General features: G+C 63.4%; 9 protein-coding genes. 2 read left to right on the top strand and 7 right to left on the bottom strand.

Annotation, left to right across the window (positions count from 1 at the left end):
- Positions 1-221 precede the first annotated feature (221 nt).
- The 6 genes from prpD to LY622_RS04595 all read right to left on the bottom strand — a co-directional run bounded on the left by prpD (position 222) and on the right by LY622_RS04595 (position 8,764).
- On the bottom strand, positions 222-1,706 hold the full coding sequence (prpD, locus tag LY622_RS04620; protein WP_234289800.1) for a 2-methylcitrate dehydratase: 1,485 nt from the start codon (positions 1,704-1,706) through the stop codon (positions 222-224).
- A 141-nt stretch (positions 1,707-1,847) separates the two neighbouring features.
- Positions 1,848-3,053, bottom strand: a complete 1,206-nt coding sequence (gene prpF / locus LY622_RS04615; RefSeq protein ID WP_234289799.1) for a 2-methylaconitate cis-trans isomerase PrpF — start codon at positions 3,051-3,053, stop codon at positions 1,848-1,850.
- Between the two features lie 92 nt (positions 3,054-3,145).
- Positions 3,146-5,761: a Fe/S-dependent 2-methylisocitrate dehydratase AcnD gene (gene acnD / locus LY622_RS04610; protein ID WP_234289798.1), complete on the bottom strand. Its 2,616-nt coding sequence runs from the start codon at positions 5,759-5,761 to the stop codon at positions 3,146-3,148.
- A gap of 99 nt (positions 5,762-5,860) precedes the next feature.
- The gene (gene prpC / locus LY622_RS04605) at positions 5,861-6,988 is read right to left on the bottom strand and encodes a bifunctional 2-methylcitrate synthase/citrate synthase (protein WP_234279369.1); all 1,128 of its coding nucleotides are present in this window, start codon (positions 6,986-6,988) and stop codon (positions 5,861-5,863) included.
- 124 nt (positions 6,989-7,112) lie between these two features.
- Positions 7,113-7,997, bottom strand: a complete 885-nt coding sequence (gene prpB / locus LY622_RS04600; protein ID WP_114477429.1) for a methylisocitrate lyase — start codon at positions 7,995-7,997, stop codon at positions 7,113-7,115.
- A gap of 56 nt (positions 7,998-8,053) precedes the next feature.
- Positions 8,054-8,764: a GntR family transcriptional regulator gene (locus tag LY622_RS04595; RefSeq protein WP_234289797.1), complete on the bottom strand. Its 711-nt coding sequence runs from the start codon at positions 8,762-8,764 to the stop codon at positions 8,054-8,056.
- A gap of 237 nt (positions 8,765-9,001) precedes the next feature.
- On the opposite strand from LY622_RS04595, the gene pabB reads away from it, so the two are divergent.
- Both pabB and LY622_RS04585 read left to right on the top strand, forming a co-directional pair.
- The gene (gene pabB / locus LY622_RS04590) at positions 9,002-10,375 is read left to right on the top strand and encodes an aminodeoxychorismate synthase component I (protein WP_234289796.1); all 1,374 of its coding nucleotides are present in this window, start codon (positions 9,002-9,004) and stop codon (positions 10,373-10,375) included.
- Positions 10,376-10,490: 115 nt separating this feature from the next.
- Complete coding sequence (locus LY622_RS04585; RefSeq protein ID WP_234279372.1) at positions 10,491-11,111, top strand: phosphoadenosine phosphosulfate reductase domain-containing protein; 621 nt, start codon at positions 10,491-10,493, stop codon at positions 11,109-11,111.
- A gap of 22 nt (positions 11,112-11,133) precedes the next feature.
- Here LY622_RS04585 and cysB read toward each other — a convergent pair whose 3' ends face one another.
- Positions 11,134-12,105 carry an HTH-type transcriptional regulator CysB gene (gene cysB / locus LY622_RS04580; protein ID WP_234279373.1) on the bottom strand — a complete coding sequence of 324 codons (972 nt, stop codon included), beginning with the start codon at positions 12,103-12,105 and terminating at the stop codon, positions 11,134-11,136.
- Positions 12,106-12,310 lie beyond the last annotated feature (205 nt).

The raw sequence follows: 12,310 nt of genomic DNA, 5'->3' as shown, positions 1-12,310 counted from the left end.
AGCCGATTCGAAAAAAACCAAACAGAAACAAGCACTTTCTCCACTTCCACCGCCGGTAACGTTTGCCCGTTGCCGGCAGCGGATGCGTACTTTACTCATTACCGGAGCCGCACACAACCCCTGGCCGTCAAAAAACTATAGTCCACTCTGCCGGAGCCTTCCATGACCATCATCAAGTCTTTCGACGGCCCGGCGGAAATATAGCGCAGCAGCATTGTCGGTCAGATCACCCACAGGTCGACGAACTGATTCACCGCGGTCTTTTCGAGCCGAGGCTGGTCGCGACACAGCTCGAATATCCGAGCGGTACGCCCCGGGGGGAACCGCGTGGCCAGATTGCGCTTGAACTTCTCCTCCAGCACGGTGATGCCTTCGGAGCGACGCCGACGGTGCCCGATCGGGTACTCGACCTCGACCTTGTCGGTGGCGCTGCCATCCTTGAAGAAGACCTGGATGGCGTTGGCAATCGAGCGCTTGTCGGGATCGTGGTAGTCGCGTGAATAGCGCGGGTCCTCGATCACCTCCATCTTGTTGCGCAACTCGTCGATGATGGGATGCGCCGCGTGGAAGTCGTCCTCGTAGTGCTCGGCCACCAGACTGCCTAAGGCGAGCGGCACCGCGGTCATGTATTGCAGGCAGTGGTCGCGATCAGCCGGGTTCGCCAGGGCGCCGGACTTGGAGATGATGCGGATCGCCGAATCGTGGGTGGTCAGTACGATCCTGTCGATCTCGCCCAGGCGATCCTTCACCTGAGGATGCAGGGTCACGGCGGCTTCGCAGGCGGTCTGGGCATGGAATTCCGCCGGGAAGGAAATCTTGAACAGCACGTTTTCCATGACATAGCTGCCGAAGTCACGCTGGAAGGAAAACGTACGCTCCCCTTCCGGCTTGGTCGCCAGATCCTTGTTGGTATGGCTGAACAGCACGTCATAGAAACCCCACTGCGGGGCGGACAGCGCTCCCGGCACGCCCATCTCGCCGCGCAGGGCGATATCGGCCAGCCGCACCCCGCGAGACGTGGCGTCGCCGGCAGCCCAGCTTTTTCGCGACCCGGCGTTGGGGGCATGACGATAGGTACGCAGGCTCTGGCCATCGACCCAGGCGTGGGACAGTGCGGAGAGTATCTGCTCCCGATCGGCACCCATCATCCTGGCCGTCACGGCAGTAGAGGCCACCTTCACCAGCACCACATGATCGAGGCCGACGCGATTGAAGGAGTTGTCCAGCGCCAGGACACCCTGGATCTCATGCGCCATGATCATGGCTTCGAGTACGTCGCGCATGGTGAGCGGCGCCTCTCCCATGGAAACGCGTTTCTGGGAGAGATGATCCGCCACCGCCAGGATGCCTCCCAGGTTGTCGGAGGGGTGCCCCCACTCGGCGGCCAGCCAGGTATCGTTATAATCGAGCCAGCGCACGATGCAGCCGATATCCCAGGCCGCCTTGACCGGGTCGAGGCGAAAGGATGTGCCGGGCACCCGAGCGCCGTGGGGCACCATGGTGCCTTCGACGAGCGGACCCAGGTGTTTGGTGCACTCCGGGAAGCGAAGGGCCAACAGGCCGCAGCCCAGCGTATCCATCAGGCAGTTGCGGGCCGTATCCCAGGCTTCGGCGCTATCGACCCGGTAGTCGAGAACATAGTCGGCAATTTTCTGCAGCTCGATGTCGTAGTCCGGGCGCACATTGGCTTCCACGGTGCTGCTCATGATGGTCTCCTGTTTCGACGTTGAACCCATGCCTTCACCAATTCTTGCCTTCACTCTTGTCTTCACTATAGAAAACGCCCCGGGTCCTGCGACCCGGGGGCGTACTTCAATGAAGTCTTTCAGCAATAGGTCCATGCTTTTCTAGAAGCTGTCGCCGGGCACTCGTATATGGCCTTCCATCAGCACCCGTGCACTGCGGCTCATGATCGCCTTGGTCACCGCCCAGTCGCTGCCCACGCGCGTGGCTTCGGCGCCAACCCGAAGGGTGCCCGAGGGGTGGCCGAAGTGCACCGAGCTGCGATCCCCGCCGCCCGCCGCAAGGTTGACCAGCGTTCCCGGTATCGCCGCGGCGGCACCGATGGCAACGGCGGCCGTGCCCATCATGGCGTGGTGCAGCTTGCCCATGGAGAGCGCACGCACCAGCAGATCCACATCGCTGGCCTTGACCGCCTTGCCGCTGGAGGCGATGTAGTCCACCGGCTTGGCGACGAAGGCCACCTTGGGCGTGTGCTGACGACTGACTGCCTCGTCGATATGCTGGATGAGCCCCATGCGCACCGCGCCATGGGCGCGAATCGTCTCGAACATCGCCAGCGCATCGGGATCACCGTTAATGGCGTCCTGTAGCTCATTGCCGGTGTAGCCGATGGCTTCCGCGTTGATGAAGATGGTCGGGATGCCGGCGTTGATCAGGGTCGCCTTCAGTACGCCCCCTTTCACCACATCAGCCGGCACCTCGAGATCGTCCACCAGGTTGCCGGTAGGGAACATCGCGCCTTCACCGTCGGCCGGGTCCATGAACGCCACCGGCACCTCCGCCGCCGGAAAGGTGACGCCGTCGAGCTCGAAGTCACCGGTCTCCTGCACGGCGCCGTCGGTCATCGGTACCTCGGCGATGATGGTCTTGCGAATATTGGCCTGCCAGATGCGCACCGTGGCGATGCCGTTGTGCGGTACGCGTGCCGGGTCCACCAGGCCGTTGCTGATGGCGAAGGGCCCCACCGCCGCCGACAGGTTGCCGCAGTTGCCGCTCCAGTCGACGAAAGCCTTGTCGATGGAGACCTGGCCGAAAAGGTAGTCGACATCGTGGTCCGGCTGGGTGCTCTTCGACAGGATCACCGTCTTGCTGGTACTGGAAGTCGCCGCCCCCATGCCGTCGATCTGCTTCTGGTAGGGGTCGGGGCTGCCGATCACCCGCATCAAGAGCCTGTCCCGCGCCGCGCCGGGGACCTGGGCCGCTTCGGGGAGATCCTGCAGGCGAAAGAACACCCCCTTGCTGGTACCTCCACGCATATAGGTGGCGGGGATTCGGATCTGTGAAACATGAGCCTGGGGAGCATGTGCCATGAACAGCGCTTCCTTGAGAAAGTGAGGGTAGAGACAGATCGACCCGGACCTTGTTTGGGGCCGGGTCGATAGGGTCCGTCAACTGTCAACGCTCAGCCGACCGCTTCGACCTCGGACTCGAGGAAGTCCTTGGCGAAGCGCTGCAGCACGCCGCCGGCCTCGAAGATCGAGAGCTCCTCGGCGGTATCGAGACGGCAGGTCACCGGCACTTCCACGCGCTCGCCGTTCCTGCGGTTGATCACCAGCGCCAGGGTGGCACGGGGCCTCGGTTCGCCCACCACATCGAAGGTCTCGGTGCCGTCGATAGCCAGCGTCTTGCGCGTGGTGCCCGCCTCGAACTGCAGCGGCAGCACCCCCATGCCGATCAGGTTGGTGCGGTGAATACGCTCGAAGCCTTCCGCGGCAATGGCCTCCACCCCGGCCAGACGCACGCCCTTGGCCGCCCAGTCACGGGAAGAGCCCTGGCCGTAGTCGGCACCGGCGATGATGATCAGTGGCTGCTTGCGCTCCATGTAGGTCTCGATCGCCTCCCACATGCGGGTGACCTTGCCTTCCGGCTCGACCCGCGCCAGCGACCCCTGCTTCACCGCACCGTTCTCCTGCACCATCTCGTTGAGCAGCTTGGGATTGGCGAAGGTGGCACGCTGAGCCGTGAGGTGGTCGCCCCGATGGGTGGCGTAGGAGTTGAAGTCCTCCTCCGGCACGCCCATCTTGTGCAGGTACTCACCCGCCGCGCTGTCCATCATGATGGCATTCGATGGTGACAGGTGATCGGTGGTGATGTTGTCGCCGAGTACCGCCAGGGGACGCATGCCCTTGAGCGAAAGCTCGCCGGCCAGGGCACCCTCCCAGTAGGGCGGACGACGGATATAGGTGCTCTGGGGTCGCCAGTCGTAGAGCGGGCTCACCTGGGCCCGCGCGCCCTTGTCCACATCGAACATCGGGATATAGGTTTCGCGGAACTGCTCGGGCTTCACGCTGGCCTTGACGATGGCATCGATCTCTTCGTCGCTGGGCCAGATATCCTTCAGCGTGATGGGCTTGCCATCCTGGTCGAAGCCCAGAGCGTCCTTCTCGATGTCGAAGCGAATGGTGCCTGCAATGGCATAGGCCACCACCAGCGGCGGCGAAGCCAGGAAGGCCTGCTTGGCATAGGGGTGGATCCGGCCGTCGAAGTTTCGGTTACCCGACAGCACCGCCGTGGCATAGAGGTCGCGATCGACGATCTCCTGCTGGATCACCGGATCCAGGGCGCCGCTCATGCCGTTGCAGGTGGTGCAGGCAAAGGCCACCACGCCGAAGCCGAGGTCTTCCAGCTCGGGCAACAGCCGGGCCTCTTCCAGGTACATCTTGACCGTCTTGGAGCCCGGCGCCAGGGAGGACTTCACCCAGGGCTTGCGGGTCAGCCCCAGCTTGTTGGCGTTACGGGCGATCAGGCCCGCGGCCACCATGTTGCGCGGGTTGCTGGTGTTGGTGCAGCTAGTGATGGCAGCGATGATCACCGCCCCATCGGGCATCTTGCCCGCCTCGTTTTCCACCGTGCCGCTGATGCCACGGGACGCCAGTTCCGAGGTGGGCAGCAGGGCATGGGGGTTGGAGGGGCCGGCCAGGGTACGGGGTACCGAGGAGAGGTCGAAGGTCAATACCCGCTCATATTCGGCCTTTTCCAGGTTGTCCGCCCACAGGCCGGTCTCCTTGGCGAAGCGCTCCACCAGGGCGACCTGGTCGTCCTCGCGACCGGTCAGCCTGAGGTAGTCGATGGTCTGCTCATCGATATAGAACATGGCGGCGGTGGCGCCGTATTCCGGTGTCATGTTGGAGATGGTGGCCCGGTCGCCCACGGTCAGGCTCGAGGCCCCTTCACCGTAGAACTCCAGGTAGGCACCCACCACCCGCTCGCGACGCAGGAACTCGGTCAGCGCCAGCACCATGTCGGTACTGGTGATGCCCGGCTGCAGCTTGCCGGTTAGCTCGACACCGATGATATCCGGTAGACGCATGTAGGAGGCACGCCCCAGCATCACGCTCTCGGCTTCCAGGCCACCCACACCGACGGAGATCACGCCCAGGGCATCGACCATTGGCGTGTGGCTGTCGGTACCGACACAGGTATCGACGAAGGCGACACGTCTTCCCTTCTCGTCGGAGCGAACCTGAACCACCGGCGACATCTTCTCCAGGTTGATCTGGTGCATGATGCCGTTGCCGGGGGGGATCACATCCACATTCTCGAATGCGGTCTTGGTCCAGTTGATGAAGTGGAAGCGGTCGTCGTTGCGCCGATCCTCGATGGCGCGGTTCTTCTCGAAGGCATCCTTCTCGAAACCGGCATGCTCCACGGCCAGCGAGTGGTCGACGATCAACTGGGTCGGCACCACCGGGTTGACCTTGGCCGGGTCACCACCCTTGGCGGCAATGGCATCGCGCAGGCCGGCCAGGTCGACGAGCGCCGTCTGGCCGAGGATGTCATGGCACACCACCCGGGCCGGATACCAGGGAAAATCCAGATCGCGCTTGCGCTCGATCAGCTGCTTCAGCGAATCCGTCAGCATCGCGGGGTCGCAGCGGCGCACCAGGTTTTCGGCCAGCACCCGCGAGGTGTAGGGCAGCGTGTCATAGGCACCAGGCTGGATCGCATCGACGGCGGCGCGCACGTCAAAATAATCCAGGTCAGTGCCGGGCAGGGGTTTGCGATAGTCGGTATTCATGGCGTCGGCATCCGTCGAGGGGCACGGGAGGGCGCAGCCACCCTCCCCGGCTTAAGAGGAGAAGGCGGCTGCCAGGCAGCCGCCGCAGGCGATAATGGATCAGTCGCGCTGTTCGATCGGCACCCACTCGCTTTTCTCGGGGCCGACATAGTCCGCGCTGGGACGGATGATCCGGTTGTTGGCCCGCTGTTCGAAGACATGCGCGCACCAGCCGGTCACGCGCGAGCAGACGAAGATCGGCGTGAACAGCTTGGTGGGGATGTCCATGAAGTGGTAGGCGCTGGCATGGAAGAAGTCGGCGTTGCAGAACAGCTTCTTCTCACGCCACATGACTTCCTCGACGCGCACCGATACCGGATAGAGCACGCTGTCACCCACGTCCTGGGCCAGCTTCTCCGACCACTCCTTGATGATGGCATTGCGCGGATCGGACTCGCGGTAGATCGCGTGCCCGAAGCCCATGATCTTCTCCTTGCGCTCGAGCATGCCCATGATCTCGCGCTCGGCCTCTTCCGGCGATTTCCAGTCCTCGATCATGGCCATGGCCGCCTCGTTGGCACCGCCATGCAGCGGACCGCGCAGCGAACCGATGGCGCCGGTCACACAGGAGTGCATGTCGGAGAGGGTCGAGGCGCAGACGCGGGCGGTGAAGGTCGAGGCGTTGAACTCATGCTCGGCATAGAGGATCAGCGAGACGTTCATCACCCGGGCGTGCAGTTCGGAAGGCGCTTCGCCACGCAGCAGGTGGAGGAAGTGGGCGCCCACCGACTCGTCGTCGGTCTCGGTCTCGATGCGCACCCCATCGTGGGAGTAGCGATACCAGTAGCAGATGATCGAGGGCAGCACCGCCAGCAGGCGATCGGAGACATCCTGCTGCTCGTCGAAGCTCTCTTCGGTCTCGAGGTTGCCCAGCATGGAGGCACCGGTACGCATCACATCCATGGGATGCGCATTGGCCGGAATCTGCTCGAGCACGGCCTTGAGCGCCTGAGGCAGGCCACGTAGGCCCTTGAGCTTGGTGATATAGGCATCGAGTTCGGCTTGGTTCGGCAGCTTGCCCTTGAGCAGCAGGTAGGCCACTTCCTCGAAGCGCGCCTTCTCGGCCAGTTCCTTGACGTCAAAGCCACGGTAGGTCAGGCCCGAGCCGGTCTTGCCGACGGTGCACAGTGCCGTGGTGCCGGCGCTCTGGCCGCGCAGGCCGGTACTGCTGACGGGTTTATCTGACATGTCGCGTCTCCTGTATTAGTCGGTCTTGCTCTTTTATATGTGATGGGCGCCACGCCACCAGGCCGGGAACCGAGCCTCCGTGCGACGCCACCGGGATGCTTCGCCTTGCGTTATGGCGCTCCCTTCACTCGCCGCCCTTCTCGAACAGCGCGTCCAGCTTCTGCTCGAAGCTGTGATAATTGAGGAAGTCGTAGAGTTCGTCACGGGTCTGCATCAGCTCGACCACATCGCGCTGATGACCGTTGTCGTGGATGCTCTGGTAGACCTTCAGCGCAGCGGCGTTCATGGCGCGGAACGCCGACAGCGGATAGAGCACCATGCGACAGCCCACCTCGCCGAGCTCCTGCTGGCTGAACAGCGGCGTGGCGCCGAATTCGGTGATGTTGGCCAGGATCGGCGCATCGACCCGCTCGCAGAAGGCACGGTAGTCATCCAGGGTGTGCACCGCTTCGGCGAAGATGGCATCGGCACCGGCTTCGATACAGGCGCTGGCCCGCTCGATGGCCGCATCCAGGCCATCCTTCTGGAAGGCGTCGGTGCGGGCGATCAGGTAGAAATCCGGATCGACCTTCGCGTCGGCGGCCGCCTTGACGCGGTCCACCATCTCCTCCTGAGAGACGATCGCCTTGTTGGGACGGTGGCCGCAGCGTTTCTGGGCTACCTGGTCCTCGATATGCACGGCGGCGACACCGGCACGCTGCATCTCCTTGACGGTACGGGCGATGTTGAAGGCGCCCCCCCAGCCGGTATCGATATCCACCAGCAGCGGCAGGTCCGTGGCCCCGCAGATGCGGTGGGCATCCGCCACCACATCGTTCATGGTGGTCATGCCCAGGTCGGGCAGACCGAAGGAGGCATTCGCCACGCCACCGCCGGAGAGGTAGATGGCCTGATGACCCACCCGCTCGGCCATCATGGCGGTATAGGCATTGATGGTGCCGACGATCGGCAACGGCCGGCTGGCTTCCAGGGCGGCACGGAAACGCGCACCGGGAGTGGATCGGGTCATGGCATGGCTCCTCTATGTTTCTTGATCGGTCGATGTCGGAATATGTCCAGCAAACCTCAGGTGGCCTCCTCGGTCTGCTGCGTGAGAACCTCGGCGTAACGGTCGACCACGTTGGCCCGCGAGGCGCTGACATGGCGGCGCATCAGCAGTTCGGCCAGCTCGGCGTCCCCGGCCTCGATGGCATCGACGATTCTGTGGTGTTCGACGAAGGCGCGATGAGGGCGCGTCCCACTGGCGCTGAACTGGGTGCGGTAGAGCCTCACCAGGTAATAGAGGTCATCGCACAGCATCGTCATCAACATGCGATTGTGGCTGCCAAGGACGATACGGTAATGAAAGTCCAGGTCGCCTTCGCGCTGATAGTAGGCCTCCCCGCTCTTGAGGTCGGCCTGACGCTCATGCAGCGCCAGCACCTCGCGCAGGCCCGCAATCTCCTCGGCGCTCATGTGTTCCGCGGCCAGGCGCGCCGCCATGCTCTCGAGCGCCTCGCGCACGTCGAACAGCTCAAGCAGCTCCTTCATCGACAGCTTGACCACCCGGGCGCCGACATGGGGCACACGCTCGATGAGACGGTGCGCCTCCAGCCGTCGCATGGCCTCGCGCAGCGGCCCGCGGGAGATACCGTAGGTCTTGGACAGGCCCGGCTCGGTGATCTTGCTGCCCGGGGCCAGCTCGCCACGCACGATGGCATCCTGCAGCTCATGAAAGACCCGTTCGGCCAGGGTGCGAACCTCGGGTGCAGTCTGTTCCGGTACGATTGAGTTCATGGCAATTGTCGACAATTAAATGATGAAGAGACTTTAGACATTGCCTGCGCCCCGGTCAACCACGCGATAAGCCCAACATGCTACGTCTTTGGTTGTAGACAAACTGGGCCAACCCCGCCGAACTGTCGACAATCCATGCCAGCGTTGATGGCAATACCCAAGGGCATTGCATCACGCCATGGGACAAAACGCCGCCTGAACCCTAGAATGGGTCGCCTGTTCCGAAAGGCGCCGGCAATGACCATACGACTCGAGATCACTCCGCTCCCCTACCGCGACGATCCGCTGGCTTACTTCTCCGCCCTGCGCCAGCGTCCGGGAGCCGTACTGCTGGACAGTGGGCGCCCCATCGCCCCCGGCGGGCGCTATGACATCATGAGCAGCGACCCGCTGACAGTGCTGTCGGTCGACGACCGGGGGCGCCTGAGCGGCGGCGTCGAAGGCATGGAAGAGGAAGACCCGTTCTTCGCCCAGCAGGCCCTGCTGGACAGCCTCGCGCTCGAGCTTCCCGACAGCGACCTGCCCTTTCTCGGGGGATTGATAGGCTACTGGGGCTATGACCTGGGCCGCTGCCTGGAGCCCGTCGGGGGCCGTTCACAGCAGGTAGTGGAACTGCCGGCCAGCCGCGTCGGCCTCTATGACTGGGCGCTCATCCAGGATCATGACGCCGGCGAAACCTGGCTGGTCGCCAGTGCGCAGCGCCGGGCCCTGGTCATGGAGTGGCTCGATGCGCTGCCGGTACCGGGAGGCCAGTTCCGGCTACTGGCACCCTTCGAAGGCGAACTCGACCGCGAAGGCTATGCACGGCGATTTGCCGCCGTTCAGGACTATATTCGCGCCGGTGACTGTTATCAGATCAACCTGGCCCAGCGCTTCAGCGCCCCCTTCGCCGGCGACCTGTGGGAGGCCTACCAGCGCCTTCGACGTGCCACACCGACCCCCTTTTCCGGCTATCTGGCCTGGGATGAGCAGGCCATCCTGTCGCTCTCGCCCGAGCGCTTCCTGCTGTGCGATGAAGAGGGCCTCGTCGAGACCCGCCCGATCAAGGGCACCCGCCCACGCGGAGCGACGCCGGAGGAGGACCGCCGCCTGGCCGAGGCACTCTCCATCAGCCTCAAGGACCGCGCCGAGAACGTGATGATCGTCGACCTGCTGCGCAACGACCTGGGCCGGGTATGCCGCCCGGGCAGCGTCAGGGTCCCCCAGCTCTGCGGGCTGGAGAGCTACGCCAACGTTCACCACCTGGTCAGCATCGTGTGTGGCGAGCTGGCCGCCGGAAAGCGCCCGCTCGACCTGCTGGCAGCGGCTTTTCCCGGCGGCTCGATTACCGGGGCACCCAAGGTCCGCGCCATGCAGATCATCGATGAACTGGAACCCAGCAGGCGCAGTGTCTACTGCGGCAGCCTGGGCTATGTGGATGTTCGCGGGCGCATGGACACGTCCATCGCCATTCGCACCGCGGTGGCCGATGCCGGCAGGCTGCATCTATGGGGCGGTGGCGGGCTGGTGGCGGACTCCGACGTGAATGATGAGTACACCGAGACGCTGGACAAGATTCGGCACCTGATGACAGCGCTGACTGCCACCGAGCCTCAGCACGACTTGGAATAACAGGCGCGTCTTTTTGATCTTTTGGATATATCCATCCAATGAAATGGTATTGGGGACGAATCTGCAGGCTTTGGTAGGGTGTGGCCAACGACACTCAAAGACATTGGAGTCTCCCATGGCCTCACCTCTCGACGTGATCAATGCCGAACTCGGCAATGAGCCCGATGCTCTCATTCGCTGGGCTCTGGAACAGGGCAAGCGGCCCATCTGCACCACCAACTTTCGCCCCTTCGAAGCCGTCATCCTGCATATGGTGACGCGCCACATGCCATCGATTCCCATCGTCTGGATGGATAACGGCTACAACACAGAGGCGACCTATCGCTTTGCCGACGAACTGGTCAAGCGCCTCGACCTCAATCTGGTCAGCTACCTGCCGCGACGCTCCCGGGCACACCGCGAAGCCGTGGAAGGCCCGATGCCGGGCATCGAAGACCCGCGCCACGAAGCCTTCACCCGGGAGGTGAAGCTGGAGCCCTTCGAGCGCGCATTGAGTGAAATGGCCCCGGATGTCTGGTTCACGGCACTGCGTGCCGAGGACACCCCCGAACGGGCTCTCATGGCCCCGGTCAGTCGCAACGCAGATGGCCTGCTGAAGGTATCCCCGTTGCTGCACTGGAGCGCCAAGGATATGTACAACTATCTACTGGACCATGACCTGCCCGACAACTTCGACTATTTCGACCCCACCAAGGTGGATGAGAAACGCGAATGCGGCCTGCACCTGCAGCATTGAGTGGTGCGCTGACGCATCGGGGCTAGCGTACTGGTAGCTCGATATCCTTGAACAGGCCATCCTCGTGGCGGGGCCCCGCGGCCAGCGCGGCATCGACCAGGTCCCGCTCGAGATGATCGGCAAAGCCCTTCACGAAGTCATACATGTAGCCGCGCATGAAGGTGCCGCGACGAATACCGATCTTGGTGACGGAACTCTCGAACAGGTGCCTCGCCTCGAGTGCGATCAGGTCGTCGTCCAGCTCGGGGTCGACCGCCATGTGCGCCACGATGCCGACACCCAGGCCCAGGCGGACATAGGTCTTGATCACGTCGGCATCGGCCGCCGTCAGTACCACATTGGGGGAGAGCCCCTTGGCCCGGAAGGCATCGTCCAGCTGGGAACGTCCGGTGAAGCCGAAGACGTAGGTCACCAACGGCTGCTCGGCCAGGCGCTCCAGGGTCAGCTCACCGGACTCTGCCAGCGGATGGCCACGCGGAACCAGCACACAGCGGTTCCAGCGATAGCAAGGCAGCAGCACCAGGTCATTGAACAGTTCCAGCGCCTCGGTACAGATGGCGAAGTCCGCCTGACCATCGCTGACCATCTGGGCAATCTGCTTGGGCGTGCCCTGCTGCATATGCAGCGCCACGTCGGGATACTTGCGAGTGAACTCGCCGATGACCGGTGGCAGCGCATAGCGGGCCTGGGTGTGAGTCGTGGCGATGGAGAGGCTCCCGCGCCGCTCATCGCTGTGCTCCTGGGCCACCTGCTTGATGTTCTCGGCCAGCCGCAACACCTGGCCCGCCAGCTCGACAATGGCCTCTCCCGCCGGGGTGACTCGGGTCAGGTGCTTGCCGCTGCGGGCGAATATCTCGACACCCAGCTCATCCTCCAGCAGACGGATCTGCTTGGAGATGCCCGGCTGTGAGGTATAGAGGCTCTGGGCCGTAGCCGAGACATTGAGATTGTGGCGGGTCACTTCCCATACATAGCGCAGCTGCTGAAGTTTCATCTTGTGCCTCCCCCTCTACCGCCCAGCGGGCCATTTCACAGCCGAGAATAAAACAGCACCATGTAAGCACTAAATGGCATAAAAGAAAACCGCCACTGATCCCATTTGCCAGCGACCCGGTCGACCGCTAACATCAGCCGACCGGACACGCCCCTGGCGTGTCATTTCGACCCGCTCGATGCAGCGCAACGTAACTGGAGAATCA

The organism is Halomonas alkalisoli (assembly GCF_021412585.1).
GTDB lineage: Bacteria > Pseudomonadota > Gammaproteobacteria > Pseudomonadales > Halomonadaceae > Halomonas > Halomonas alkalisoli.
Note: the sequence above shows the minus strand (reverse complement) of the source record. Positions and strands in the feature narration are given on the sequence as shown.

What these genes read in the sequence shown, in the direction of transcription:
- prpD (WP_234289800.1), bottom strand. Translation starts at nt 1,706, where the DNA reads ATGAGCAGCACCGTGGAAGCCAATGTGCGCCCGGACTACGACATCGAG.
- LY622_RS04585 (WP_234279372.1), top strand. Translation starts at nt 10,491, where the DNA reads ATGGCCTCACCTCTCGACGTGATCAATGCCGAACTCGGCAATGAGCCC.
- acnD (WP_234289798.1), bottom strand. Translation starts at nt 5,761, where the DNA reads ATGAATACCGACTATCGCAAACCCCTGCCCGGCACTGACCTGGATTAT.
- prpC (WP_234279369.1), bottom strand. Translation starts at nt 6,988, where the DNA reads ATGTCAGATAAACCCGTCAGCAGTACCGGCCTGCGCGGCCAGAGCGCC.
- LY622_RS04595 (WP_234289797.1), bottom strand. Translation starts at nt 8,764, where the DNA reads ATGAACTCAATCGTACCGGAACAGACTGCACCCGAGGTTCGCACCCTG.
- cysB (WP_234279373.1), bottom strand. Translation starts at nt 12,105, where the DNA reads ATGAAACTTCAGCAGCTGCGCTATGTATGGGAAGTGACCCGCCACAAT.
- prpB (WP_114477429.1), bottom strand. Translation starts at nt 7,997, where the DNA reads ATGACCCGATCCACTCCCGGTGCGCGTTTCCGTGCCGCCCTGGAAGCC.
- pabB (WP_234289796.1), top strand. Translation starts at nt 9,002, where the DNA reads ATGACCATACGACTCGAGATCACTCCGCTCCCCTACCGCGACGATCCG.
- prpF (WP_234289799.1), bottom strand. Translation starts at nt 3,053, where the DNA reads ATGGCACATGCTCCCCAGGCTCATGTTTCACAGATCCGAATCCCCGCC.